Below are 25,930 nucleotides of genomic sequence, written 5' to 3'. Positions count from 1 at the left end.
GCCACGGAGCGGGGGCCGGTGTCGTCGGCTCAGTTGCCCTGGGCCAGCACGAGAATCGTGGTGGTGCCGTGGGCGATCAGCTTGCCCGCCGCGTCGGTGATGCGGCCTTCGGCGGTCGCGGTGCGCCTGCCGACGTGCACGGCGGTGGCGTCGCAGGTCAGCCTGCTGCCGTCGAGGGTCACCGCGCGGATGAAGTTCACCTTCAGCTCGAGCGTGGTGTAGGCGACGCCGTCACCGAGTTCGGTGAACACCGCGCTGCCCATGGCGGTGTCCATCAGCGTGGCCAGCACGCCGCCGTGCACCGTGAACATCGCGTTGATGGTCGCCGGATTCGGGTCCAGGTAGTACCGGGTACGACCCTTCGACGCGCTCTCCAGCCGAATTCCCAGCGAATCGCCGACGCCCAGTTTCTCCTGCAGCCCGCGCTCGAATACCGCGGTCAATTCGGCGACCCGCCGTTCGGCGGTCGCGTCGATTTCGGTGGTGGTCATGGTTTTCCTCCCTGCGGACGATTCCTCCGCCATTCGATCAGCGCCCGGTGAATTCCGTCTTGCCACACGACATTCCATTTCGAGCTCCGATCGGCTGATCGGGATCACGCGCGGCCGATGCGCCGTCGTCGGGCCGCGCGTACCGTCGGGCAGATGGCCGACACCACCGCTGCCGCCCGCGTCGAGTCCATCGAGGCCGACTTCTTCGCCGACCCGCACGCGCACTACCGGCGCTGGCGCGCCGACGGCCCGGTCCATCGGGTCCGCTTCCCCGACGACGTCGTGCGCTGGGTGGTGATCGGCTACGCCGAGGCCCGGGTGGCCCTGGCCGATCCGCGGTTGCGCAAGGACATCGCCCACATCGACGGGATCGTGCACGCCAAGCGGGGGTCGACCCCGAGTGATCCGAATGTGGTCGCGCTGCTGAGCCATATGCTGAGCACCGATCCGCCCGCGCACACGCGGCTGCGCAAACTGGTCAACAAGGCGTTCACCGCCAAGCGGGTCGCCGCGCTGCGGCCACGGATCGAGCAGATCACCGCGTCGCTGCTGGACGCGATGGCCGAGCGCGACCAGGTCGATCTGATGGACGAGTTCGCCAATCCGCTGCCGGTCACGGTGATCTGCGAGCTGCTCGGGGTCCCCTACGCCGACCGCGACGACTTCCAGACCTGGACCAGGGCGCTGGTCACCGTCGCCGGCGAAGGCGAGGACGACGAACGCCCGGCGGCCTCGGCGGCGATGGTCGCCTACCTGGCGAACCTGGTGCGTGCCAAGCAGACCGAGCCCGCCGACGACCTGCTCTCGCAGCTGGTCCTGGCCGACGACGACGGCGACCGCCTCACCGATCGCGAACTGGTGTCGATGGCGTTCCTGCTCCTGGTCGCCGGCCACGAGACCACCGTCAATCTCATCGGCAACGGCGTCAACGCCCTGCTGCGCCGCCCCGAGCAGTGGCGGGCCCTGTGCGCCGACCCGGCGGGGGTGCCCGCCGCGATCGAGGAGTTCCTGCGCTTCGACGGCCCGGTCGACATGGCCACCGTCCGCTACACCGCCGAACCGATCACCCTGGGCGGCACCGAGATTCCGGCCGGCGAACTCGTCTATGTGGCGCTGGCCGCCGCCAATCGCGACCCCGCCCGCTTCGCCGATGCCGACACCCTCGCCGTCGACGGCCAACCCACCGGCCACCTGGCCTTCGGCCACGGCATCCACTTCTGTGTCGGCGCGCCCCTGGCCCGCCTCGAAGCCGAGATCGCCTACACCGCCCTGCTCCGCCGCTTCCCGGACCTGCGGCTGGCCGATGCCGCCGCCACCGGCCACTGGCAGACCAGCACCCTCATCCGCGGCCTCCTCGAACTCCCCGTTCGCGTGCGCTGAACGACCGCCCCGGTCAGAACAGGCTGGTCTGGGCCGGTGCGGTCACGGCGGTGATGGTGGGGTCGAGTTCGATGCGGCGGCCGATGAGCCGGGAGTCGTTGACCAGGACCAGTTCGCCGTCCCCCGCGTCGTCGGCGCAGGCGATGGTGTGGCCGTGGGCGGTGACGGCGTCGAGGACGTATTCGCCCGAGTCCTCGGTGAACTCGACGGCGTCCGCGTAGCGGCCGCGCGCGAGGATCGTGGCGTAGAAGTCCCGGCCACCGGACCACGCGGTGTCGGTGCGGGTGATGTCGTCGGGCAGGGTGCTCGCCGCGTGCGCGGCCGCGTCGGCGACGGCGGCTTCCAGCGCCGACCACGGGCGCAGCGGTTTGGTGAGGATGCGGGTTTTGGTGACACCGGCGACCGCCTGCCGCAGCCCCGCCCGCTCCGAGACGACCCGCTCCAGCTCGCGCACGTGCAGGCCGTCCGGGGAGTCGGTGATGAAGCGAGCCACCAGCGCGCCCTGCTCGAAGAGCCGCCGCTGCCGCCGCACCGCCGACGCGGTCCCCACTTTGGTCATCCCGTCACCGAAGTAGGCGATGTAGAGGTGATGGGGTTGCGCGACATACCCGCGCACCTGCTCGGGCAGGTCCGTGAGCGGCCCCCGATGACTGTGCACCACCGACCAGCCCTCGGTGATCCGGCACTGCGCACACTGCTTGCCGCTGTCCACCCGAGCCCGGCTCGGACACGCCTGCCGCCCCCGGCGCCCGGCGCCGAACCCGTGGTATCCGAGACAGAACCGACCGCCGCCGGTGAGCCGGAAGGCCAACCGGGTCCCGATCCCGGGCAGCAGCTCGGTGCCGCCGTCCTCGCGGATCAGCTCGTAGAACCACCGGCCCTGCTCGTCCCAGTGCGTCCCGCAATAGAGGGCGGTGGAGATCGCGGTCATCGGTCGAATCTACTGAACGCGCAGAGCGTTCCGCCGACCGGACGACAAACGCGGGATCGGCCGAGGACGTGAACTCAGAGGTCGAGGACCAGCACGTCGGAGGCGGCGCGGGAGACGCACAGCATCATCGTCTTGCCGCTTTCGCGTTCTTCGGCGGTGAGCAGGGAGTCGCGGTGCTCCACTTCGCCGTCGAGGACGGGAGTCTCGCAGCTGCCGCAGGTTCCTTCGCGGCACGAGGTGATGACCGCGACGCCCGCCGATTCCAGGACGTCGACGATGGAGCGGTCGGCGGCGACCCGCAGCGTCCGCCCGGACTGGGCCAGCTGGATCTCGAAGGCCCGGTCGGGGCCGGTGGACTCGACCGCGCGGGGGACGAAGCGTTCCGTCCGTACCGTGACGCTCTGTCGTTGCCCCTCGGCCTCGACCGCGGCGAGCAGCGGCTCCGGGCCGCAGCAGTACACGGTCGCGCCGGGCCGCTCGGCCACGATGTCGGCCACCGGCAGCAGGCCGGACTCGTCCTGGGGCAGCAGCCGCACCGCCGGATACCGCGCGGTGAGCGCCTCGGCGAAGGCCATGTGGGTGCGCGAGCGCGCGCCGTAGTGCAGCGTCCAGCGCGCACCGGCGCGCTCGGCGGCGGCGATCATCGGCAGGATCGGGGTGATCCCGATGCCACCGGCGACGAAGGTGTACTCGGTGGCCTCGGCCAGCTCGAAGTTGTTGCGGGGCGCCGAGACCGACAGGGTGGTGCCGGGCACCGCCGTCCGGAACAGGTGCGCCGAACCGCCGCGGCCGTTCGGTTCGTGCAGGATCGCGATCCGCCACCGGTCCCGTTCGGCGGGGTCACCGCACAGCGAGTACTGGCGGACACCGGCCGCCCCCGCCGCCACGTCGATGTGCGCGCCCGGCGCCCACGCGGGCAGTTCCCCGCCGTCGACCGCGGCCAGCACCAGGGCGAATACCGCGTCGGCTTCGTCGGTGCGCTCGATCACCCGCACGCTCACGTCGGTCATGGCCATCCCCTCGCCCGCATGGTTGTCGAGTCTCACCGTGCGTGAGATCCGGCACGGTCGCCCGAGGGGCGCGGCGAGTCGATTGGACCGATCGACATTCACTATCGCCCCGCCGCCGCACCGGTGGGCCGCCCGACACTGACGGCATGACTCCAGTGGTGGAACTGGTCGCCAAGACCAGGCAGTTCGTGCAAGACCACGTCATCCCGGTGGAACGCGAGGTCGTCGTCGGTGGCCGGGTCACCGACGACGCCCTGCGCCTCGACCTGCAGAAGAAGGCCAAGGAGGCCGGCGTCTTCGGCCCGCTCTCCGATCCCGCCTACGGCGGCCTCGGCCTGGACACCAGGGCCCAGGCCGAGGTGCTCGAGGCGGCGGGCGCCAGCCTGCTCGGCCCGCTCGCGGTCAACGCCTGGGCGCCCGACGACGGCAACATCCACCTGCTCGCCGAGGTCGCGAACCCCGAACAGCGCGAACGGTACCTGGCCCCGCTGGCCTCCGGCGAGGTCCGCTCCGCCATCGCCATGACCGAGCCGGCGCCGGGCGCAGGCTCGGACCCGCGGATGCTGGCGACCGTCGCCGAGGAGACCGATTCCGGCTGGGTCATCAACGGCCGCAAGCACTTCACCACCGGCGCGCAGGGCGCGGCGTTCACCATCTGTGTCGCCGCCACCACCGACGGCCCGACCATGTTCCTGGTCGACCAGGACAATCCCGGCCTGAAGATCGGCCGCCGGATGCCCACGCTGGACCACACCAGCGCGCCGGGCGGGCACTGCGAGATCGAGTTCGCCGACTGCGAGGTCCCGGAGTCCGCGATCCTGGGCGCGGTCGGCCGCGGCCTGGACCTGGCCGCGGTCCGGCTGGCGCCCTCGCGGCTGGTGTTCTGCATGAACTGGCTCGGCCTGGCCGTGCGCGCCCAGCAGCTCACCGCCGAGCACATCAGCGGCCGGTACTCGTTCGGGGTGCCGATCGCCGACCACGGTCTGGCCCAGGGCCTCATCGCCGACAACGAGATCGACATCGCCGCCTCCCGCAGCCTGATCCGGTCCACCGCCGCCACCATCGACGAGCACGGCGCCGCCTCCGCGCAGGCCCGGCACGAGGCCTCGATCACCAAGACCTTCGTCTCCGAGGCGGTCTGGCGGGTGCTCGACCGCGCGGTGCAGCTGCACGGCGGTCTCGGTGTCTGCGAGGACCACCTGGTGGCCCGATTCCTGGTGGAAGCCAGGGCCTTCCGCATCTACGAGGGTCCGTCGGAGGTGCTGCGCGGGTCGATCGCGCGGCGCGTCCTGCGCGGACCGCGCTGAGAGGACACCTCCATGACCACCCGCAGCATCGCCGGATTCGGCGCCGCCTACCCCGCCCTCGACTTCGACGCCGTCGACTACGGCTACCTGCGCGACGCCTCGCAGGCCCTGGTGCCGTTCGGCGCGCACGTCGGCACCAGGATCACCGAGATCTCCCCCGCCCGGTCGGTCGTCGAGATCCCGGCCGAACCGGTGATGTGCAACCACATGGGCACCGTGCACGCCGGCGCGCTGTTCACCGCCGCCGACATCGCGGGCGCCGCGGCCTTCGTCGGCGCGGCGGCGCACCGGCTGTTCACCGTCGACCGGCTGGTCCTGCGCGGCGGCACCGCCGCCTACCGCAAACCCGCCCGTGGCCGCATCCGCGCCGTCGCCACCGTCGACGCCGACGGCCTGGCCGCTGTCCTGGCCGCGACCGAGTCCACCCGGTTCGAGCTGTCCGGCCGCGCCGAGCTGCTCGACGACAACGACGTGCTCACCGCCGAATTCACCTTCGACTACGTGTGCGATGTGCACATCGCCGGAACGGACGCGTCATGACCACGACCACGCCCGACGCCACCACGATCGAGACCGCCGACGGGGTCCGCTTCACCGTGCGCTGGCTGGCCGCCGACGACCCCACCGCGCCGGTGGTGCTGATCCTGCCCGCCATGGCGATGAAGGCGCGCAACTACCAGTCGCTGGCCAAGGCCCTGCACGCCACCGGCCTCTCGGTGGCGACCTGCGATCTGCGCGCGCACGGCGAGGCCGAGCCCGCGCTCGGTGACCACACCGACTTCGGCTACCGCGAAATGCTCGAAATCGACCTGCCCGCCATCGTTTCCGCGGTCAACGGGCGGTTCCCGCAGGCGCCGCTGCACCTGTTCGGGCACAGCCTGGGCGGTCAGCTCGCGCTGCTGTTCGCCGCCGCCGAACCCGAGCGCGTCGCCGGGGTCACCGTGATCGGCACCGGCACCGTGTTCTGGTGGGCGTTCGGCCCGCGCCGCTGGTTCGAGGCGCTGAGCCAGATCCAGTGGATCGGCCTGGTCTCGCGGGTGAAGGGGCACTGGCCCGGTGGCGTGCTGATCCCGGCGCCGATGCCGGGCGGGGTGATGGTCGACTGGTCGATCCACTCGCTCACCAGCTACTACCGCCCCAGCGGCAGCAAGCGCCGCTACAACACGCTGCTGGCGAACATGACCCTGCCGGTGCTGGCGATCTCGCTGTCGCAGGACGTGCTCGGCCCCAAGTCCAATGTCGACTTCCTGGTCTCGCGGATGCCGTCCGCCGCGGTCACCCAGTGGCACCTCGACGAGAACTCCGCGGTCGCGCACCTGGACCACTTCACCTGGCTCAAGGACGCGCCCGCGATCGCGGCCGGCGTGTCGCAGTGGATCACCGCCGGCACCGCGCCGGCCTGAAGGAGAGACGTGGCACGACTGCAGATCGAAGCGGTGTCGAAGAAGTTCGACACCGACTACGCGGTGCGCGAGGTGAGCCTCGACATCGCCGACGGCGAATTCATGGTCCTGCTCGGTCCCAGCGGCTGCGGCAAGTCCACCCTGCTGCGGATGATCGCCGGGCTGGAGGAGCCGAGCGAGGGCCGGATCCTGGTCGGCGGCAACGATGTCACCGACGCGGCGCCGCAGCGTCGCGACCTGGCGATGGTGTTCCAGAGCTACGCGCTCTACCCGCACCTGTCGGTCGCCAAGAACATCGGGTTCCCGCTGCGGGCCCGGCGCACGCCGCGCGCCGAGATCGCCCAGCGGGTCGCCGAGGTGTCGGCCACCCTGGAGTTGTCCGCGCTGCTCGACCGCAAACCGGTCGCGCTCTCCGGCGGCCAGCGCCAGCGCGTGGCCCTGGCCCGCGCGATGGTGCGCGACCCCGGCGCGTTCCTGATGGACGAGCCGCTGTCGAACCTGGACGCCAAGCTGCGCAGCGCGACCCGCGCCGAACTGATCGCCCTGCACCAGCGACTGGGCGCGACGTTCCTCTACGTCACCCACGACCAGGTCGAGGCGATGACGATGGCCTCGCGCATCGCGCTGCTCAACGAGGGCCGGGTCGAACAGTGCGGCACTCCCGCCGAGCTCTACGACCAGCCTCGCTCCACCTTCGTCGCCGGATTCCTCGGATCACCGCCGATGAACCTGTTCCCCGCGGTCGTCTCATCGCGCGGCGGTGCCCTGCGGGTGACGGCCGACGGTGTCGACGCCGCGCTCGGCATCACCGACGAACTCGACACCGCCACCGCCGTGATCGCCGGCATCCGCCCCGAGCGCCTGCGCATCGACGCCACGGCGGGCGCGGTGCGCGGCCGGGTGCGGATGGTCGAGAACCTCGGCAGCGAGGAGCTGGTGCACCTCGACGCGGGCACGACCAGCCTGTGCGTGCGCGCGCCGCGCCCGGCCGGGGTGCGCGTCGGCGAGGACATCGCCGTGCGGGTCGACCCCGCCGACATCCACCTGTTCGATCCCGACACCGGCCTGCGCCTGACCTGGCAAGCGCCGCAACCGGAGTCGATCCCCAACCAGGACGCGGCTGCCGTGCCCGTCCCCTGAGTCACCGCACGAACCGTTGATGAGGAGAACCACCATGAAACGCACCCTGCCCATCCTGGGCGTGGTGTTCACCACCGCCGTCGCCCTGAGCGGCTGCGGTCTGGGCGGCACCGTGTCCTCGGACACCACGACGACCGCGCAGATTCCGGAGCTGACGCCCGACCAGCAGGTCTCGATCGTGTTCGAGTCCTACAACTACGGGCTCGCCGGCGCCTGGACCGACACGTTCAACGCGCTGATCGCCGACTTCGGCAAGAAGTACCCCAACATCAAGGTCACCGCGCAGAAGCCGCAGGGCAACAGCCCGAACCCGGCCACCGACACCATCTCCAGCATCCAGAACCAGATGGTCGCGGGCACCCCGCCCGACGTGGCCCAGCTCGGCTTCTCCGACCTGGACTTCACCGTGCACCAGCTGCAGGCCAAGCCGCTCGACACCCTGGTCGGCAAGCAGGAGGTGGCCCGCAACTTCGACGGCAAGCACGCCTACGCCCCGCGCGCCCGCGTACTCGACGACTGGGACGGCCACACCTACGGCGTGCCCTTCGTCTTCTCCACCCCCGTGCTGTACCTGAACGCGTCGCTGTTCACCGAGGCCGGGCTGGATCCGGCCAAGCCGCCCGCCACCTGGGCCGACGTCGCGACCGCGTCGAAGCAGATCGTCGACCGCACCGGGAAGGGCGGCGTGTACATCGACTGCCTCACCAAGACCGCCAAGGACTGGTGCTTCCAGTCGCTGGTGCGGTCCAACGGCGGCCGGGTCATCTCCGAGGATCGCCGCACCCTCACCTACGCGGCCGCCCCGGTCGTCGAGGTGACCAAGATGGCGCAGGACCTGGTGACCACGGGCAGCATGCCCAAGCTGAACCAGAAGCAGGGCTACGAGGCGTTCGCGCGCGGCGAGATCGGCATGATCCTCGAGACCAGCGCCATCCAGGGCACCTTCGTCACCGGCGCCAAGGACAAGTGGGACCTGCAGTCGGCGCCGATGCCGTCCTTCGCAGGCAAGCCCACCGTGCCCACGAATTCCGGTGCGGGCCTGCACATCCTGTCCAACGATCCGGCCAAGCAGCGCGCCTCCTGGGAGCTGATCAAGTTCCTCACCAGCGAGGAGTCCTACATCAAGATCTCGCAGAACATCGGCTACCTGCCGCTGCGCACCGGACTGCTCGACCAGCCCGACGGTCTCAAGGACTGGGCCGCCAAGAACCCGCTGCTGAAGCCGAACGTCGCCCAGCTGGGCAGCATGGAGCCCTGGGTCTCCATGCCCGGCAACAACTACCTGCAGATGCGCGACGGCATGATGGACGCCGTCGAGGCCGTCGTGTTCCAGGGCAAGGACCCGCAGTCCACGCTGACCGCTGCGCAGGCAGAGGGCACCAAACTCCTGCCGGTCGCATGAGCGATCTGACCATCGTCCAGCTCACCGATACCCACCTGCGCCCGGCCGGTGAGCTCGTCCACGGTGTCGTCGACACCGACGCGAACCTCACCCGGGTGCTCACCCACCTGCGCGAGGCCGGGCAGCACGTCGACGCCCTGGTGCTCTCGGGTGACCTGTCCGACAACGGGTCACCCGAGGCGTACCGGCGGCTGCGGGCGGCCGTCGAGCCGGTCGCGGCCGAGATCGGCGCCGAGATCGTGTACGTCATGGGCAATCACGACGAACGCGCCGCCTTCGGCGAGGAGCTGCTGGATCTGGCTCCCGGCTCGGTGGACACCTCGCTGCCGCACGATCGCACCGTCGAGGTCGCCGGCCTGCGCATCATCGCGCTGGACAGCACCACGCCGATGCGGCACGAGGGCAGGCTCGAGCTCGAGCAGCTGGCCTGGCTGAGCGTTCAGCTCCGCACGCCCGCCCCCCGGGGCACCGTGCTGGTGCTGCACCATCCGCCGCTGCCCTCCCCCGTCGCCACCGCCGACTTCCTCAAGCTCGAGGACGCCGACCGGCTGGCGGAGGTGCTCGAGGGGTCCGATGTCCGGATGATCCTGTGCGGGCACAACCATCTGACGGCCGCCGCGTCGGTCGCGGGCATCCCGGTGTGGATCGGGCCCGCGCTGTCGTACCGGATCGATCCGATGCCCCCGGCGGGCAGGCACCGCGGATTCACCGGATTCGGCTTCAGCCGGATCGATGTGGTCGGCACGACGGTGCTGGCCACCGCGATCGAGGCGACCCCGGCCACCGCGGTCTACGACCGGCCGGAGGCCGAGGTGCTCGAGCAGCTCGCGGCGATCGCCGCGCGGACGCGGTGACATGTTCGTCATCGACGACAGGCAGGACCCGGCGCAGTCGGCGATCATCGCCCCTGCGGCGGGTCCGCGCCGGTTCACCCGGCGCAAGGCGCTGCGCCTGATCGCGCCCTATCTGTATCTGGCGCCCGCGGTGGTGCTGCTGGTGGTGTTCACCTACCAGCCGCTGGTGCAGGCGGTGCAGCTGTCCACGGTGTCGTGGAACCTGCTGCCGACCGCTCCGATGAAGGCGGTCGGCACCGCCAATTACTCCCGGCTGCTGGATCTTCCGACGTTCTGGGGCTCGCTGGGCCGGACCGCGACGCTGATCCTGGGCCTGCTGCCGTTCACGGTGGTGCTGCCGGTGCTGATCGCGCTGGCCAGCCGGAAGGTGCAGGGCCGGGCCCGCACCGTCTATCAGGCGCTGGTCTTCGCGCCGTTCCTCGTCGCGCCGGTCGCGGCGGCGGCGGTGTGGCGCTGGCTGCTGCATCCCGGGTCCGGATTCGTCGATCAGCTGGTCGATTCCGGCCGCAACTGGGTCTACGACGCGTCCACCGCGCAGGCGGTGATCGTGCTGATCACCGCCTGGCAGCTGCTCGGTTTCGCGGTGCTGGTGGTGTGGGCCGGTCTGGCGGGCATCAGTGGCGACTACAGCGAGGCCGCGCAGGTCGACGGCGCGACGCCGGGACAGATCCGGCGCTGGATCACCCTGCCGCTGCTGTCGCCGACGCTGCTGTTCCTGGTGCTCACGACCGTGCTGCTCAGCCCGACGCTGTCGTTCCCGCTCATCGACTCGATGACCCAGGGCGGGCCGTCGCAGGCCACGACCAACATCTACTACCTGCTCTGGGACTACGCGTTCCACAGCTTCGACGCCGGCCTGAGCGCGGCGGCGGGTGTGCTGTTGTTCGTCGGGTTCGGCGCGCTGGCGGCCGTGCTGGTCTGGATCTCGGAAAAGGTTGCCGTTCATGATGATTGATCGTCTCCGCCAGGCGGGCAGCCACCTGCTGCTCGCCGGGACGGCGCTGGTGTGCGTGTTCCCCATCTACTGGCTGTTCGCCACCGCGCTGCGCAGGCCGCAGGACGTCACCTCGCTGTCGCCGCTGCCGTGGCCGCTGTCGATCGACAACTACCTCGACGCGGCGCACAAGGTCGATGTCACCGGACTGATCGTCAACACGTTCGTGGTGGCGATCCTGTCCGCGGCGGGCCAGCTGCTGATCGCGCTGCTGGCGTCCTACGCCTTCGCGATGTACACCTTCCCGCTGCAGCGGCTGATGTATCTGGCGTTCGTGGGCGTCTGGCTGGTGCCGTTCCAGGTCACCATGCTGCCCAACTACATCCTGCTCAACCGGTTGGGGCTGATCAACACGTTGATCGGCTGCGTGCTGCCGACGCTGTGCTCGGCGCTGGCGGTCCTGCTGTTGCGCCAGCACATGAACGCGTTCCCGAAGGAACTCGTCGCCGCCGCCAAGATCGACGGCCGGTCCTCGTGGGCGATCCTGTGGACGGTGGTGGTGCCGAATCTGCGTCCCGCGCTCGCCGCGCTGGGCATCCTGCTGTTCATCAACGCCTGGAACGAGTACTTCTGGCCCGCGGTCGTACTGCGGCAGTCCAACGATGTGCTCCAGCTCGGTCTGCGCAGTTTCATGGGCACCGAGGGCGACCAGTGGGGGCCGATGATGGCACTGGCGAGCCTGGCGTGCCTGCCGGTTCTGCTGCTGTACCTGGTGTTGCAGCGCCACATCGTCAACGCCTTCGTCCGGTCGGGTCTCAAGTGAGGCGGCGGAAGGGCGCGATCAGCTGGTCGAGGTAGCCGACCGGATAGTCGGGATGCGCCGCCATGCCGAGTTGGTCGGAGCTGAACCGGCGCTGCGGATCGTAGCTGTAGGTGCGCAGCAGGTGATCCCAGAGCAGGGTGAACAGGCCGAAGTTGACGTCGCCGACACCGGCCCATTTGAGGTGATGGAAGCGGTGTCCCTCGTTGAGGGCGAGCACGTACTTCAGCGGACCGACGCGGTAGTCGGCGTTGGAGTGCTGGAGCAGCAGTTGGACGGCCACGGCCAGGGCCAGCGCGGCGGCGACATCGACCGGCAGGCCGAGCAGGATCAGCGGGGCCACGCCGGCGGCCATCTCGGCGGTCTGGTGCAGCGGGTGCTTCATCAGGCCGTTGAGCCCGTAGAACCGGGTGACGCTGTGGTGCACGGCGTGGAAGCGCCACAGCACCCCGATCTTGTGACTGGCCAGGTGCACCAGGGTGATTCCCGCGTCCGCGATCAGGACGGCGAGGACCACCTGGAGCACGAACGGCCAACCACCCGGCCACACGCCCGGTGCGGGCACGATCGCGGCGAGCAGCGGGATCACCGCGACGCTCACCAGGATCAGCGTCTCGTTCACCACCGCGTGCACCCGGTCGCGGACGCTGTCGGCCTTGGTCCCGTTCCAGTCCGGTTCGTACGGGATGACCCGTTCGACCACGAACGAGGTGGCGATCGCCACCGCGAGCACGAGCAGCAGCCAGGGTTTCGGGGCATGGGCGGCGGCGAGCGCGATGCCGATCCCGTTGACCCCCAACAGCATCAATGGGACGTACCCGTATCGGGCGAGACGGCGCACAGCGAGGTTCATGCCCCTCAGCCTGGGTGCCGGTCCCCCGTCGGCGCTTGAACGATTCGGCTGCCGCCGATCTCCCGGACCAGCGCGCCGGTCAGGGCCGACGGCGGCAGGCCGAAGATCTCCCGGCAGGTCCGGGTGAGGTGCGCGCTGTCGGCGAAACCGGTCGCGTGCGCGATCGTGGTCAGATCCCGCCCGGCCCGCGCGAGCTCGGCGGCGTTCATCAGCCGCAGCCACAGGATGTAGCGGCGCAGCGGCAGTCCGACCTGGGCGGTGAACAGGTGGGTGAGCCGGCTCGCCGACAGACCGACGACGGCGGCGACTTCCCCGGTGCGCACCGGTCCGCGCGCCACCATCGCGGGCAGCGCGGCCACCGCGGCCACGACCGCCGGATGCCGCGCGCGGGCGGCGCCACCGCCCGCCGCAGCGAAGGTGGTCAGCAGGTCGTCGACGAAGGCCGCCGTCGAGGCGATCCGCCGGGCGGGGTCGCGCAGGGCGGGGCCGCCACACCAGCCCGAGGTCGCGACCCGCTGCACCGCCCCGCGACCGGCCGGGGAATCGGGGTCGAGGAACACGACGATCCCGGTCGCACCGCCGGTGTCGATGCGGTGCTCGGTGTCGGGCGGGATCACGATCTCGGCCCTGGTGTGGGCCCGGCCGTCGCCGTCGACCACGGTCACCGGCGCGTCGGCGACGACGATCTGCACGGCGTGATGGGCGTGGCTCCGCGTCCCGCCGATCGTTCCGGTGAAGGCGAGGACGCCGGGACGGAGCACCGCCCCGGCACCGTGCCAGGCCACCTCGCTCCCGGCACCGGGCACCCGTGGTGTCACTGCCGGTAGGTCGCCAGGAAGCGGCCGATGCGCTCGATGATCGCCTCGAGCTCGTCGGCGTGCGGCAGGGTGACGATGCGGAAGTGGTCGGGGCGCGGCCAGTTGAAGCCGGTGCCCTGGACGATGTGCAGCTTCTCCTGCAGGAGCAGGTCGAGGACGAACTTCTCGTCGTCGTGGATGCGGTACATGTCCAGATCGATGCGCGGGAAGGCGTAAAGGGCGCCCCTGGGCTTCACGCACGAGACACCCGGGATGGCGTTGAGGGCTTCCCAGGCACGGTCGCGCTGCTCGCGCAGGCGCCCGCCGGGCAGGGTGAGGTCGTAGATGCTCTGATGCCCACCGAGCGCGGCCTGGATCGCCTGCTGCGCGGGCACATTCGCGCACAGCCGCAGCCCGGCGAGCATGGTCAGGCCCTCGAGATAGCTCGCGGCGTGCTGGGTGGGCCCGGAGACCACCAGCCAGCCCGAACGCAGGCCGGCGGCGCGGTAGTTCTTCGACAGGCCCGAGAAGGTCAGGCACAGCAGGTCGGGGGCGAGCGAGGCGACGGCGGTGTGCTCGAGATCGTCGTAATAGATCTTGTCGTAGATCTCGTCGGCGAACACGACCAGGTTGTGCCTGCGGGCGATCTCGAGGATCTCGCGCAGTACCTCCGGCGGATACACCGCGCCGGTGGGATTGTTCGGGTTGATCAGCACGATGGCGCGGGTGCGGTCGGTGATCTTGGCGGTGATGTCGGCCAGGTCGGGGTACCAGTCGGCGCCCTCGTCGCACAGGTAGTGCACCGGGGTGCCGCCGTTGAGGGCGGTCGCGGCGGTCCACAGCGGGAAGTCCGGGGCGGGGACCAGGACCTCGTCGCCGTTCTCGAGCAGCGCGGTCATCGCCATCATGATCAGCTCGGAGACGCCGTTGCCGAGGAAGACCTCCTCGACGCTCACGTCGTCGACGCCCAGGGTCTGGTAGTACTGCACCACCGCGCGCCGGGCCGAGAGCAGGCCCTTCGACGAGCTGTAGCCGGTGGAGGTGGGCAGCGTCCGGACCATGTCCTGCAACAGATCCGGGGGCGCGTCGAAGCCGAAGAGCAGCGGATTGCCGGTGTTGAGCTTGACGACGTGATGCCCCTCGGCCTCGAGCCGAGCCGCCTCCTCGGCGACCGGGCCGCGGATCTCGTACGACACTCCCGACAGCTTGCTGGACTGTTTGACCTGCATGAACATCCCTCCGAGGCGTGGTTGCCGCACACACTACTTGGTATTTCCAAGATTTCACTTGGTTTTTCCAAGCCCATGGTTAAGGTAGTACACGTGCCACGCCGAAGCTACGCCCACTACTGTTCGGTCAGCCGCGCCCTGGATCTCGTCGGCGACCGCTGGACCCTGCTCGTGGTCCGCGAACTGACCGCGGGCCCGCGCCGCTACAGCGATCTGCTCGCCGATCTCCCCGGGATCAGCACCGACATGCTGGCCACCCGGCTCAAGGACCTGGAGCGCGACGGCATCCTCGTCCATCATCGCAACGGGATGCGGTCCAGCTACGAGCTGACCGACTCTGGCCGAGCCCTGCGCCCGGTCCTCGACGCCCTGTCCGCCTGGGGCGCTCCCCTGCTCGGCGATCGCGCCCCGACCGATGCCGTGCGCGCGCACTGGCTGGCGCTGCCGCTGGGCCACGCCGTCGCCGAGCTGGTCCCGGCGGGCACGGTGACGGTCCACATCGGCGAGACCGTGCTGCACTACGTGATCACCGCCGACGGCGTCACCCACCACGACGGTCCCGCGTCGGCCCCGGACCGCGAACTGCGGCTGGAGCTGGCCGAGGCCACCGAGATCGCCACCGGCGCCCGCTCGCTGACCGGCTGACGGCGGTCCCCGTCAGTCTCCGGCGACCGAGAGTTCGGCGCAGGTCGCCGCATCCGGTGCGGTCTCGGCCAGGAAGACCGTCTGCGCGGTCATCCGGAACCCGGACATCCGCTCCCGGAAGACCTCGATGGACTCCTCCGGGTGCACCGAGTCGATCACCGCGTGCGGCCCGAAGGCGTTGAACTGGTGGCTGACGCCGCGCGGGATCTGCATGTCCACGAACGAGCACGGCGGCACGACGAGGTTGTAGCGGGTCCGGTGCTGCCCCGGCGGCAGGTCGGGCAGGTCGTCGGTGAACTGGTCGGGCCGGAACGGGGTCACGCCCTCGACGTGGGTGACCTCGAACGGGGACAGGCTGCTGACCCGGATGTGGGTGCCGGGTCCGGTCATCATCCGCACGAAGCGCAGGCCGGTGTGCAGGTGCATCCGCGAGCAGATCCCCCGCTCGGTGACGTCGTAGAAGTCCATCAGGTACCGGTCGGCGAAGAAGCCGTCGAAAGGCTTCTCGATCATGTAGACGTCGCCCTCCTCGAAGGTCTGCGCGCGGACGATGCCGTCGGCGTCGGGGGTGGTCGCGGCGTGGACGGTCTTGGCCGTGCGGACGATCTCGGCGAAGGTCCGCACCACCACCAGCGCGACCTCGGCGGGCAGACTCGCCACCGGGGTCACCGTGTTGCGGCCCGCGTCGGCGAAGTTCGCCACGTCGTGGATCTCGTTCTCGTCGTCCGCGGCGTGCTTGATCCTCGGTGCGGCCATACGGTGGTGACTCCTCGCGCTCAGGTGACCTCGAAGGCACGCAACCACAGTTCCAGCGACAGCACCAACCACAATTTGCCGCCCTGGCGGGGCAGCAGCGCGCCGTCGCCACGCAACCAGGCGCGGATGGTGTCCTCGCGGAAGAGCCCGCGCGCCCGGGCGGACCGGCCGAGCAGCAGCTCGTGCCCGAGATCGCGCAGCGGACCGGCCAGCCACTGCTGCACCGGTACCCGCATGCCGCTCTTGGGCCGGTCGACGATGGTGGCGGGCAGCAGGTCCCGGACGGCTTCCTTGAGAATCCATTTCTCGGTGGCACCGGCGAGTTTGAGCCGCGGCGGGACCCGGAAGGCGTGGTCGATGACGGCGCGGTCGAACAGCGGCGCCCTGCCCTCCACACCCGCCGCAGCGGTGAGCCGTTCGACCTTGGTGAGGATATGGTGGGCGCCCTTGGTGCGCAGGTTCGTGTGCAGCAGCTGATTGAGCAGGCTCGTCATCGGCCCCGCGGTGAGCAGGGGCGTGAGCAGGTCGGTGAGCGGCGGGGCGCCGTCGAGTGCGGCGAGCGCGTCGCGGCTGAGCAGGACCGGCAGGTCACCGAGGCATTTGCGGTAGCTGTCGAGGTAGGCGGCGGCGCGGGCCACCGGGTCCGGATCGTCGCGGGTGAGTTCGAAGATCAGCATCGGCAGGTTCTTGGGGCCGCCGAAGACCGGGTCGCCGCCCTCGCCGTTGAGGACCACGCGCGCGCCGTCGGCCGCGGCGGTCTCGGCCAGCAGCAGATTGGGGACGGTCAGCGGATCGCCGACGGGACAGTCGAGCAGGGCCACGGTGTCGGCGAGGCGGGCCGCGACGGTCTCCCCCGGCACGGTCAGCACCCGGTGCTCGGTGTGACAGTGCGCCGCGACCAAGCCGGAATAGGCGAGCTCGTTGGGCGTGGTGCCGGTGAAGGCGATGGAGTAGGTCCGGACCGGCTGGTCGTGGCGCTTGGCGGCCAACGCGGTGACCAGGCTGCTGTCGATTCCGCCGGAGAGCAGCACACCGACCGGCTCACCCGCGGGCAGCCGCCGCGCGGTCGCGTCGTCGAGCAGGGCGCGCAGGGTCAGCGCGTGCTCGGTGGCGGGCAGGTCGTCGACGGATTCGGCGGGCTCCCAGTAGGTTTCCTCGACCGAGGTGCCATCGGGGCGTAACCGGAGGCAGCGGCCGGGCAGCGCCTCGTGCACGTCGCGGAAGAAGGTGTCGCGGCCGGGCAGGTACGCGAAAGTGAGGAACGAACGCACGGCGGGCAGGTGCAGTCCGGTGCGCACCGCGGGCCAGTTCGCCACCGCGCGAATCGATCCCGAGGCCGCCCACGCGTCGCCGGCGCGGGCATAGAACAGGGTGCGGGTGCCCACGTGGTCGCGGACCAGGACCAGCTCGGGGCCGTCGGTGATCGCCAGCGCGAACATGCCGTCCGCCCTGGCGATGCCCGCGGTGCCGAACTTCGCGTAGAGGCGCAGCAGCAGGTCGCCGTCGGCGCAGTCCGGTGGCGGCGCGTCGGCACCGAGCGCGGTGCGCAGCGCCCGCGCGTTGAACAGGGTGACCGCGCCGACGGCGTGATACTCCCCTGCGGTGAAATGCCCTGCCGCCGCACCGGATCCGGCGAGCAGGCCGAGGGCGCTCCCGGCGCCCACCGCGACCGGGTCGCCGCCGACGGCGCGGACGGCACCGGCCGGATCGGCGGGAGTCAGGAAGGCGCACCAGCGCGACATCAGTACTCCCTCATCCGAAGTCGCCGCCGTCGTCGCCGGAGTCGTCGCTCCAGGTGCCGTAGTCGTCGGAACCGCCGCCGCCGGAATCGCTCGACGAGGACGCCGCCGCCTGCCTGCGCAGTTCCTCTTCCTCGGCCGCGGAGAGGAACTCGGGCGGCATCACCAGCGTGCCGAGCAGCGCGCCACCGGCGACCGCCGCGAGGATGGTGCCGACCCGGCCGCCGAAGGAGGAGCGGTTCACGGTGAGGACGCCGTCACCCCACAGGGTGCGGCCGTAGCCGGATTCCCGGCCGTAGAGCACCCGGCCGTCGGCGTAGGTCCGCTTCACCAGGGTGCGCCCCAGCGGTTCGTCGCGGCCGGTGCCACCACGGTCGTCCCGCCACGATACGAAACCCGCTCCGCGCGTGCGCCATTCGCGGTGGCCGTCGGAGTAGTGCCGGTGCACGGTGCCGTCGGCGAGGAGTTCATCGGTGTAGGTGACGTGCTGTCGCACCGACATGGTCCGGTCCTTTCATGCGGTGGGCCAGGTGAGGAAACCGGTGGTGCGCAGGCGATTCCACTGCGTCGCGGTGTCGCGGATCCGCACCTCACGGACCAGCCGGTGCACGGTGCGCAGCAGGGCGGCGGGTCGCACCGCCGCGAGCTCGACGCCGCGGCCGTGGCGCAGCCAGTCCTGTTCCCACGGATCGACCACGGCGTCGATGGTGCGGGGCGCGTGTGCCGACCGGTGGGTGGCGTGCAGGGTGCCCGCCTGCCGGGGACGCAATCCCAGGGGAACCACCCGGACGCCGTCCGGGATCGGGGTCAGCGCGCGCACGCGATCGGGAAAGGTCAGTCCGTGCGGGGTCGCGTCGTGGAGCAGGAACACCGCCGACCGCTCGACCAGCGTCAACATGCCCGCCACACGCGGGTCCAGCGGCAGTTCGTCGGCGCCGACCACCGGGCAGGCGGATTCCATCGGAATGCCGTTGGCGCGCAGCATCTGGGCGATCTCGGTGGACTCGCACACCAGCAGCCGGGGCAGGCCGTAGTCGAACAGGTCCGGTTCCGTGGTGTGCCGACCGGCGGGCCGGGTCCGGGGCGGTTCGGGTGCGAGCAGGCCGGGTACCGGACCGTGCGCGGCCAGCGCGGCGCGAAAGTCCGGGTAGCGCACGGGAGCCGGGACGGTGAAGGTGGGGCGGCGGAGCCCGCGCGGCAGCGGCAGCAGGACGCGGCAGACCTCGTAGTAGAGCTGGCGCTCGGTGAATCGCAGGTCGCCGGGCGCACCGGCCCGTCGCACCGCGATCCGCACCGCCCGGCGCAGGACCGCCGAGGTCACCGGGTCGGCCACGTCAGGAACCCCACCGCCGCGGCGCGCCGCCGATCCGGATCCAGCGCCCGCTCGACCCGATCCACCGCGCTGCCCAGCGCCGCGAGGAGGGCGGCGGGTGGCACCGACGCCAGGGGCGTCTGCCAGCCGTCGGCCAGCCAGGCGCGTTCCTCCGCCGTCAGTCGCTCGCCGCTGATCCGGGCCAGGTCGTCGGCGGTGGGCCTGCCCTCGCGCAACCGTATCGCCTTCGCCTTGCCGAGCACCGCGCGCGGGGCGAGCCCGACCGGGACCACCCGGGCGCCGAGGGCGGCGCGCGCGCCGGCGACGTAGGTGATACCGGGGACGCTGGCGTCGTGCAGGACCAGCACGGGGACACCCGGCGGCAGCTGATCGATCCGGCCCACCGGCGCCATACCCCAGAGTCCGGCGACGTTGTTGGCCGAAAGACAGGTCAGCACAGTGCTGTCCGGGCACAGCACCGCGAATCGCGGGCGGGCGGGCATGGGCGGCAGCGGGGTCCGGCCATCGACCGAACCCGCGGGCGGCGCGCCGTAGACCTGGATCCACCGGGCGACCACGAACTGCTCGAATCGGGCGTAGGTGACCGGCATCGGTACCAGGGTGGTCGCCAGATACCGGGGCCGCAGCGCGGTCAACAGGACGTTCACTCCCACCAGTGCGGCCACGCCCGCGCCGAGCGCGAGGGCCCAGTAGACGAGCCCGGTGACCGCCAGCGCGAAGATCACGATGCCGAGCGCGATCGAGATTCCCATCCGAATGCCGAAGAACGTCTGCCCTGGGTCGCGGAGGCGTCCCCGCGCCGCGGCGTACCAGAGTTGCGGCAGCGTGTAGCGCAGGTTCCGCCCGTCCCCGAGCCGGTCGATCAGCCTGCGCATCCGGAGGTCGTGCAGCCGGAACGGGCTCTCCTTCGGTTCGAGCGCGAACAGCCGCCCGCATTTCGCGCAGGTACGCTTTCCGCGTTCGCGGTGCAGCACGTTCTTGCCGCAGTGCGGGCAGATCATCGCGCGTCTACCTGTCCGCCGCCTGGCCGCGCGGCACGCTCGATCCTCACAGGTACGGCATACCGGATCCACCGGAATTCCGCGACCGCACCACACGAACCGCCGGTGACGTCCCGGCCAATTCGGGCGATGCCACCGAATGCCTACGTTCCCGGCCGGATCGGTCCGGCCGTGCTCGCAGGGCTTCAGGCGGGCTCGAGCACCGGCCCGGCCTCGGTGGCGGTGGCCGCCGGTTCGCGGCCGGGGAGCCCGGTGGCGACGAGGGCGCCGAGCCCGAGCACCGCGACGACCAGGACCCACACGGCGGTGGCCGAGGCGTGCGCCGCGAGCACGCCCGCCGCCAGCGCGCCGACACTGCCGCAGATCCGTAGGGCGAGCGACTGGACCGACAGGACGGTGGCGCGTTCCCCGGCCGTCGCGGCGCGGTGGGTCAGCGTGTCCAGCAACGGTTCCGGCGCTCCGAGCGCGAGGTAGACGCCCACATAGCCGGCGGCGACCACCAGCAGCAGCGGGGTGCCCAGCGCGGCGACGGCGACCGCGGTCAGCACCAGCGCGAGGACCACCGTGCGCCGGACGGACCCGAGCAGCCGCGTCAGCGTGGGCGAGGCCGCCGAACCGGCCGCCATCGCGAAGCCGCCGAGCGCGGTGAAGACGGCGAAGGCGCCGACGGCCCGGCTGTCCCCGCCGAGGCTCGCCGCGATCTGCAACGGCGCGAGCAATTCGACCGCCGCCAGCACGACGCCGATGACCCCGCACAGCACCGTGATGCGGCGCAGCACACCGACGCGGGCACAGGTGCTGATGCCGACCCGCACCGTGCGCGGGATATCGGCGAGCACGGCGCGGAGATCGGCGCGCGGACGGCGGACGGTCTCCCCGACCCAGGCCAGCTGGACCACGATCCGGACCACGATGACGCCCGCGGCCGCGAGATAGGGCAGGGAGAGCGCGAGCACCGGCCCGGCCCCGGCCGACGGCAGCGGGGCCAACGCGGCCAGCGCGCCACCGGCCAGCGCACCGACGGCGAGGGCGATCGACCCGGCGGTGCGGCCGTGCGCGAACGCGGACGTGAGATCCACGTCCTCGTCCACGGCGTGCACGGCGTCGACGTACCAGGCCTGCAGTGGCCCGGAGTCCAGCGCCCGGCCCGCGGCCTCGAGCAGGATCCCGGCCCCGAGGACGAGCACACCGGTGCCGATCCCGAGCGAGATCGTCGACACCAGGAACAGCAGGGAGGCGGCGATCAGCACCGGGCGCCTGCCGACGACATCGGCGAGCCCGCCGGTCGGCAGTTCGAGGGCGGCGGCGGTCAGACCGTAGGCCGCGAGGAGAGCGCCCATCGTCGCCATGTCGATCCCGCGCGCGGCCAGCAGCAGGATGAGCACCGGGGCGCAGAGCCCGGTCGGCAGCCAGCCGAGGACGTTCAGCACCACGTAGCGACGGGTGAGGGTCGGGATGGTCGCGGTCACGCGATGGCCTCCGGGCGGGAGTCGAGGACGGTGGTCGGGAGCGCACCGGGGCGCTTGCTGAAGCGATTGCGGTGCCAGCGCACCTCGGTGACGGGAACGGCGAGCCGCAGCTCGGACAGGCGCGGGAGCAGGACCCCGAGCAGGACCTGCGCCTGCTTGCGCGCCAGGGTGGCGCCGGGGCAGTAGTGCGGGCCGTGTCCGAAGGCCAGATGCTTGGTGTCGGCGCGGGTCGGATCGAGGCGATCGGGATGGTCGAAGCGGTCCGGGTCGCGATTGGCGGCGACCAGATCCACCACGACGGCGCTGCCCGCCGGGATGACGATGTCACCGATCGGCACATCGTCCAGGGCGAACCTGGTCCAGGTGCCCTGGGTGGGGGTGAGGTAGCGGAACAGCTCCTCGACGGCCGTCGGCAGCGATTCCGGCCGCCGGGCCAGCGCGCACTGGAGCCGGGGCGCCATCAGGAGGGTGAAGACGGACATGCTGACGAAGCTGACCGTCGTCTCGTAGCCCGCGACGATCATCAGCGCGGCCGTGCCGACGGCTTCGGCGTCCGAGAGCAGGCCCGCGGCCCTGGACGCGGCGAGCTCACTGCTCAGGTCATCGGTGGGCTGCTCGCCCTTGGTGGCCAGCAGTGCGGCCAGGTAGGTGTCCAGGGCGGCGGTGCCCGGCTCGCTGACCTCGGGATCGGGCATGGTCGACGCCTCGGCCCACGCGAGTACTCGGTCACGGTCGGCGTCCGGGACCCCGAGCAGGTCACAGATCACGGAGAACACCAGCGGAAGCACGAACTCGGCGACCAGGTCGCCGCCGCCGCGCGCGAGCAGTGCGTCGAGGAGGCCGGTGGCCCGCCCCCGCATGCGCTCGACGGGGTCGTCGTAGCGGCGCGGCGTGAGCGTGGGCGCCACCGCGCGCCGGAGCCGGGTGTGCCGCGCCCCGTCGCACATCTGCATGCTCGTGCTGTGGCGCTGCGTCGCCGCGGGCTGCGCGGCGATATCCGCGTGCCGGTCCGCCCCGTTGGCCGGATCATTCGACATCCGCCGGTCCGCGAGCAGCTGGAGCGCGGCGTCGTATCCCGTGACGAGATATCGGTTGTCCGCCAGCGCGCGGACAGATTCGATATGTCTGACGCTCAAAGGAATTCCTGCCTTCACGGTCTGGGGGCGAAGCCGAGTGCCTCGCCCCCGGCGACGGCCGAACGGACGATCAGTACCGGTAGGCGTAGATGTGAGAGGACCGATCGGCATCGTCCGCGGGGAGCGCGAAGAGTGCCTCGAGCGCGTCCAGCTCGCGAGCGATTTCGGTGTCGAGGAGTTCGATGGTGGTGTGCATTTCTTTGTTCCCTTTCTTCGTTTCCGTCGCCGTGTGCGTCGGTAGTTAAAGTCTCGGGAATTACGGCGCCTCCGAATAGAAACCCTGGGGTGCGGAATTCATCACCCCCTTTCGGACACTGGATTGACGGAATGCGTTAACCCGGCGGCGACCGGCCACGATCGTGCCGGTGGCCGTGCGGGTACCGACGCCCTACGATCGGAATCCGGAACAGGAAGGCCGCGAATCAGCATGTCCGCTCTGCAGCCCGCCGGGCCCGGCGATCGGCCCGAAACGGCCGTCCTCGCGCCCGTTCCCCCGCCGCCCGATCGCCCCGGCCCGGTCCTGCTCGTCGCCGGTGCGGTCGCGCTGGTGGTGGTGCTCCTCGCCGGGGTGGCGATCGGCGTGGTCATCGGCCGTCACAGCACCCCCACGGCCGTTCCGGTGGCGGCACCGCCGGGACCCGTGAGCTACTCGACGGACACCGTGCGCGATGCGTGCGCGCTGGTGGACACCGCGCCGTTGATCCGGTGGGCGTCCGCGCCACGGCGCGCACCCACCCACGAGGAGGTCCGCGAGCCTACGGGTCAGGGCTACGACACGCTGGATTGCCGTGTCTACTACGGGCATTCGATCAGCGCCGGGTCGCCCACGAACACCGCGGACCTCTGGATCCGGGTCGAGACGACCGACGGCACCACTGTCGACGACCTGGCCGCCAGGAAGGTCGTCGACGCCCGGCTGCTCGGCGAGTCCGAGCTGGCGGATCTGACGTCCGGGGAGTCCACGGGGATCGGCACCCACAGCTATTGGCGGCACGCCGCCGACAAATATGGTCCCAGCATCGACGACGAATACCTCTTCGACGTACTGGACGGAAATCTCTCGGTGCTGGTCGTGCTCAGCCGTACCGGGCCACCGGAATCGCGCGTCGGCAGAACGGAATTCGACGCTGTCGCCCGGTCCCAGGTTCAGCGGATTCTCGACAATCTGCGGCGGAAATAGCGGCGAAATGCTCCGCCCCCGACGCTCCCGTAAGGCTCGCCGGGGGCGGCACCGACCGCCCGGTCGTCAGCGGGCGCCGGCGGTGGCCGGGGCCGTGAAGGTGCCGATGAGGGCGGTGTCGTGGGTGGCGGCGCGGAAGCGCGGGTGGTCGAGGATGTCGTGCAGGAAGTCGGTGGTGGTGGCGACACCGGTACCGGTGATGGTGGTCTCGGCGAGGGCGCGGCGCATCCGGGCGATGGCGGCGGGGCGGTCGGGCGCCCAGACGACGACCTTGGCGAGCAGCGAATCGTAGTGCGGGGGAATCGCATAGCCCGGCCGGACATGGGTGTCGACTCGCACGAACTGACCGCCGGGCAGCGCGCATTCGACGAGCGTGCCCGCCGCCGGGGCGAATTCGCGTTCCGGGTCCTCGGCGTTGATCCGGCACTCGATCGAGACCCCACGCGGGCGCAGGTCGGCGGGCAGGGCCAGCGGTTCGCCCGCCGCGATGCGCAGCTGCTCGGCGACCAGGTCGACGCCGGTGACCATCTCGGTGACCGGATGCTCCACCTGCAACCGGCAGTTGACCTCCATGAAGTAGAACTGCTCGTCGGGGCCGAGCAGGAACTCCACGGTGCCCGCGCCGACGTAGCCCGCCGCCGCGCAGCCGCGCACGGCCGCGGCGCCGATCCGCTCGGCGAGCTCGGCGGACAGGCCGGGAGCCGGGGATTCCTCCACCAGTTTCTGGTGCCTGCGCTGCAGCGAGCAGTCGCGCAGGCCCAGGTGCGCGACGGTGCCGTGGGTGTCGGCCAGGATCTGCACCTCGACGTGCCTGGCCGACTCCAGATAGCGCTCCAGATAGAGCCTGCCGTCGCCGAAGACCGCGGCGGCCGAGGCCCTGGTGTGCTGCCAGGCGGCGCCGAAGTCGTCGCCGTCGCGCACCACCCGCATGCCGCGCCCACCGCCACCGGCGACAGCCTTGATGATCACCGGGTAGCCGATCTCCTCGGCCAGCGCCCTGGCCGCGTCGGCATCGTCGATCGGATCGCGGCTGCCGGGCAGCAGCGGCAGACCCGCGTCGGCCATCAGCGCCCTGGCCGTGGACTTGTCGCCCAGCCGCGCCATGACGGCGGGCGGCGCGCCGATGAACACGAAGCCCTCCGCCTCGCAAACCTCGGCGAAATCCGGGTCCTCGGAAAGGAATCCGTAGCCGGGGTGGATGGCGTCGGCGCCGGTGGCGCGGGCGGCCTCGATGATCGCGGGGATCGACAGGTAGCTGCGTTTGGCCGGGGCGGGGCCGATCTGCACACGCTCGTCGGCCAGTCGCACCGCCGCCGAGTCCCGGTCGGCGGCCGAGTGCACCGCCACCGTCGCGATGCCGAGTTCCCGGCAGGTGCGGATCACCCGGACCGCGATCTCGCCGCGATTGGCGATCAGCACCTTGCGCAGCGAGCGGGTCACCGCAGTGCCTCGAACACGATCAGCGGCTGGCCGTGCTCCACGGCGTCACCGTTGTCGACGAGCAGTTCGACGACAACGCCCTCCTTGGTCGCGGTGACCGGGATCATCAGCTTCATCGCCTCGATGATGCCGACCTGCTGACCGGCCCGGACCGGGTCACCGGCCGAAACGAACGGCGCCGCACCGGGTTCCGGTGACCGGTAGAACACGCCGACCGTCTCGGCGGTCAGGGTGAAGGTGTTCGCGGCCGCGGCGGCATCGGCCCGCGCGGCCGGAGCGAGGGCGGGTGCGGCGGCGACCGGGGTGACGAGCGCGAGGCGGCCCGCGGTGTCGGTGCCGCCGTCGTGGCCTGCGGCGGGCGCCGAGGCCGGACGGTCGTCCCACGTGATGCGCAACAGCACGGGGCCGTTGGCGACGGTCACCGAGGTCGGGGCCGACGCGGTGGCGCGCACGGACATCGCGTGCCGGGTGAGCACCGCGAGGCTGTGATCGGCGTCGGTGGCGCTCACCGCGCGCTGGGTGGATTCGCTGGTCGCGGACTCGGACATCGGGTCTCCTGGCTCTCGGTGCGGGCGAGTCGAAGGGTCGGGCCGGTCGGTGCCGACCGGGAAGTGCAGGCCGTGCCGCAGCACCGACAGCGGGTTGCGGATCAGGAAGTCGGCCATCGGTTCTCCCGGGAG

General features: G+C 71.3%; 27 protein-coding genes. 11 read left to right on the top strand and 16 right to left on the bottom strand.

Annotated elements, in window-relative coordinates:
• Window positions 1–29 precede the first annotated feature (29 nt).
• The gene (locus AB0H54_RS13255; protein WP_355275778.1) at window positions 30–491 is read right to left on the bottom strand and encodes a PaaI family thioesterase; all 462 of its coding nucleotides are present in this window, start codon (window positions 489–491) and stop codon (window positions 30–32) included.
• A 153-nt stretch (window positions 492–644) separates the two neighbouring features.
• Between AB0H54_RS13255 and AB0H54_RS13250 the strand changes: the two genes are divergently transcribed.
• Window positions 645–1,871, top strand: a complete 1,227-nt coding sequence (locus AB0H54_RS13250; protein ID WP_357345340.1) for a cytochrome P450 — start codon at window positions 645–647, stop codon at window positions 1,869–1,871.
• A gap of 13 nt (window positions 1,872–1,884) precedes the next feature.
• On the opposite strand, the gene AB0H54_RS13245 is transcribed toward AB0H54_RS13250, so the two are convergent.
• Window positions 1,885–2,802, bottom strand: coding sequence for a hypothetical protein (locus AB0H54_RS13245; protein WP_357345338.1), 918 nt, complete (start codon window positions 2,800–2,802; stop codon window positions 1,885–1,887).
• 74 nt (window positions 2,803–2,876) lie between these two features.
• Window positions 2,877–3,812, bottom strand: a complete 936-nt coding sequence (locus tag AB0H54_RS13240; RefSeq protein WP_357345336.1) for a PDR/VanB family oxidoreductase — start codon at window positions 3,810–3,812, stop codon at window positions 2,877–2,879.
• 146 nt (window positions 3,813–3,958) lie between these two features.
• Here AB0H54_RS13240 and AB0H54_RS13235 point away from each other — a divergent pair, with 146 nt between their 5' ends.
• From AB0H54_RS13235 to AB0H54_RS13200, 8 genes are read left to right on the top strand one after another with little or no spacing between them, the layout of a single operon-like run.
• Complete coding sequence (locus AB0H54_RS13235) at window positions 3,959–5,119, top strand: acyl-CoA dehydrogenase family protein (protein WP_357345334.1); 1,161 nt, start codon at window positions 3,959–3,961, stop codon at window positions 5,117–5,119.
• A 12-nt stretch (window positions 5,120–5,131) separates the two neighbouring features.
• Complete coding sequence (locus tag AB0H54_RS13230; protein ID WP_357345332.1) at window positions 5,132–5,659, top strand: YiiD C-terminal domain-containing protein; 528 nt, start codon at window positions 5,132–5,134, stop codon at window positions 5,657–5,659.
• Complete coding sequence (locus tag AB0H54_RS13225) at window positions 5,656–6,522, top strand: alpha/beta fold hydrolase (protein WP_357345330.1); 867 nt, start codon at window positions 5,656–5,658, stop codon at window positions 6,520–6,522. Before AB0H54_RS13230 ends, AB0H54_RS13225 begins: the two co-directional genes overlap by 4 nt.
• A gap of 9 nt (window positions 6,523–6,531) precedes the next feature.
• On the top strand, window positions 6,532–7,662 hold the full coding sequence (locus AB0H54_RS13220; RefSeq protein ID WP_357345328.1) for an ABC transporter ATP-binding protein: 1,131 nt from the start codon (window positions 6,532–6,534) through the stop codon (window positions 7,660–7,662).
• 34 nt (window positions 7,663–7,696) lie between these two features.
• Window positions 7,697–9,064, top strand: coding sequence for an ABC transporter substrate-binding protein (locus AB0H54_RS13215; protein WP_357345326.1), 1,368 nt, complete (start codon window positions 7,697–7,699; stop codon window positions 9,062–9,064).
• Window positions 9,061–9,918, top strand: a complete 858-nt coding sequence (locus AB0H54_RS13210) for a metallophosphoesterase (protein ID WP_357345324.1) — start codon at window positions 9,061–9,063, stop codon at window positions 9,916–9,918. The genes AB0H54_RS13215 and AB0H54_RS13210 overlap by 4 nt, the downstream gene beginning before the upstream one ends.
• 1 nt (window position 9,919) lies before the next feature.
• Window positions 9,920–10,873, top strand: a complete 954-nt coding sequence (locus AB0H54_RS13205; protein ID WP_357345322.1) for a sugar ABC transporter permease — start codon at window positions 9,920–9,922, stop codon at window positions 10,871–10,873.
• Window positions 10,863–11,675: a carbohydrate ABC transporter permease gene (locus AB0H54_RS13200; RefSeq protein WP_355275798.1), complete on the top strand. Its 813-nt coding sequence runs from the start codon at window positions 10,863–10,865 to the stop codon at window positions 11,673–11,675. The genes AB0H54_RS13205 and AB0H54_RS13200 overlap by 11 nt, the downstream gene beginning before the upstream one ends.
• On the opposite strand, the gene AB0H54_RS13195 is transcribed toward AB0H54_RS13200, so the two are convergent.
• From AB0H54_RS13195 to AB0H54_RS13185, 3 genes are read right to left on the bottom strand one after another with little or no spacing between them, the layout of a single operon-like run.
• Entirely contained in the window at window positions 11,668–12,525 is an 858-nt protein-coding gene (locus AB0H54_RS13195; protein ID WP_357345320.1) for a sterol desaturase family protein, read from the bottom strand. The genes AB0H54_RS13200 and AB0H54_RS13195 overlap by 8 nt on opposite strands.
• Window positions 12,526–12,530: 5 nt before the next feature.
• Window positions 12,531–13,310, bottom strand: a complete 780-nt coding sequence (locus AB0H54_RS13190) for a helix-turn-helix transcriptional regulator (RefSeq protein ID WP_357345318.1) — start codon at window positions 13,308–13,310, stop codon at window positions 12,531–12,533.
• 29 nt (window positions 13,311–13,339) lie between these two features.
• Window positions 13,340–14,551: a pyridoxal phosphate-dependent aminotransferase gene (locus AB0H54_RS13185; RefSeq protein WP_357345316.1), complete on the bottom strand. Its 1,212-nt coding sequence runs from the start codon at window positions 14,549–14,551 to the stop codon at window positions 13,340–13,342.
• A 93-nt stretch (window positions 14,552–14,644) separates the two neighbouring features.
• On the opposite strand from AB0H54_RS13185, the gene AB0H54_RS13180 reads away from it, so the two are divergent.
• Entirely contained in the window at window positions 14,645–15,196 is a 552-nt protein-coding gene (locus AB0H54_RS13180) for a helix-turn-helix domain-containing protein (RefSeq protein WP_355275806.1), read from the top strand.
• Window positions 15,197–15,208: 12 nt separating this feature from the next.
• Here AB0H54_RS13180 and AB0H54_RS13175 read toward each other — a convergent pair whose 3' ends face one another.
• From AB0H54_RS13175 to AB0H54_RS13140, 8 genes are all read right to left on the bottom strand, one after another.
• A complete protein-coding gene (locus AB0H54_RS13175) occupies window positions 15,209–15,952 on the bottom strand; it encodes a hypothetical protein (protein WP_355275808.1) in 744 nt (247 codons plus the stop codon).
• Between the two features lie 20 nt (window positions 15,953–15,972).
• On the bottom strand, window positions 15,973–17,694 hold the full coding sequence (locus AB0H54_RS13170) for an asparagine synthase-related protein (RefSeq protein ID WP_357345313.1): 1,722 nt from the start codon (window positions 17,692–17,694) through the stop codon (window positions 15,973–15,975).
• A gap of 10 nt (window positions 17,695–17,704) precedes the next feature.
• Window positions 17,705–18,193, bottom strand: coding sequence for a hypothetical protein (locus AB0H54_RS13165; RefSeq protein ID WP_357345312.1), 489 nt, complete (start codon window positions 18,191–18,193; stop codon window positions 17,705–17,707).
• A 12-nt stretch (window positions 18,194–18,205) separates the two neighbouring features.
• Window positions 18,206–19,024, bottom strand: coding sequence for a hypothetical protein (locus AB0H54_RS13160; protein ID WP_357345310.1), 819 nt, complete (start codon window positions 19,022–19,024; stop codon window positions 18,206–18,208).
• Entirely contained in the window at window positions 19,009–20,025 is a 1,017-nt protein-coding gene (locus AB0H54_RS13155) for a hypothetical protein (protein WP_357345308.1), read from the bottom strand. The genes AB0H54_RS13160 and AB0H54_RS13155 overlap by 16 nt, the downstream gene beginning before the upstream one ends.
• Window positions 20,026–20,210: 185 nt before the next feature.
• On the bottom strand, window positions 20,211–21,494 hold the full coding sequence (locus AB0H54_RS13150) for an MFS transporter (RefSeq protein WP_357345306.1): 1,284 nt from the start codon (window positions 21,492–21,494) through the stop codon (window positions 20,211–20,213).
• Window positions 21,491–22,630 (bottom strand): cytochrome P450, encoded by a 1,140-nt coding sequence (locus AB0H54_RS13145; protein ID WP_357345304.1) that lies wholly within the window; start codon window positions 22,628–22,630, stop codon window positions 21,491–21,493. Before AB0H54_RS13145 ends, AB0H54_RS13150 begins: the two co-directional genes overlap by 4 nt.
• 70 nt (window positions 22,631–22,700) lie before the next feature.
• Window positions 22,701–22,826, bottom strand: a complete 126-nt coding sequence (locus AB0H54_RS13140) for a hypothetical protein (RefSeq protein ID WP_355275822.1) — start codon at window positions 22,824–22,826, stop codon at window positions 22,701–22,703.
• A 231-nt stretch (window positions 22,827–23,057) separates the two neighbouring features.
• Between AB0H54_RS13140 and AB0H54_RS13135 the strand changes: the two genes are divergently transcribed.
• A complete protein-coding gene (locus tag AB0H54_RS13135; RefSeq protein WP_357345302.1) occupies window positions 23,058–23,810 on the top strand; it encodes a hypothetical protein in 753 nt (250 codons plus the stop codon).
• A 66-nt stretch (window positions 23,811–23,876) separates the two neighbouring features.
• Here the strand turns inward: AB0H54_RS13135 and AB0H54_RS13130 are convergent, their stop codons facing one another.
• Together AB0H54_RS13130 and AB0H54_RS13125 are read right to left on the bottom strand one after the other, a co-directional pair.
• Window positions 23,877–25,250 carry an acetyl-CoA carboxylase biotin carboxylase subunit gene (locus AB0H54_RS13130; RefSeq protein WP_357345300.1) on the bottom strand — a complete coding sequence of 458 codons (1,374 nt, stop codon included), beginning with the start codon at window positions 25,248–25,250 and terminating at the stop codon, window positions 23,877–23,879.
• Window positions 25,247–25,915, bottom strand: a complete 669-nt coding sequence (locus AB0H54_RS13125; RefSeq protein ID WP_357345298.1) for an acetyl-CoA carboxylase biotin carboxyl carrier protein subunit — start codon at window positions 25,913–25,915, stop codon at window positions 25,247–25,249. Before AB0H54_RS13125 ends, AB0H54_RS13130 begins: the two co-directional genes overlap by 4 nt.
• Window positions 25,916–25,930 lie beyond the last annotated feature (15 nt).

Source organism: Nocardia sp. NPDC050718 (assembly GCF_040654235.1).
Lineage (GTDB): Bacteria > Actinomycetota > Actinomycetes > Mycobacteriales > Mycobacteriaceae > Nocardia.
Note: the sequence above shows the minus strand (reverse complement) of the source record. Positions and strands in the feature narration are given on the sequence as shown.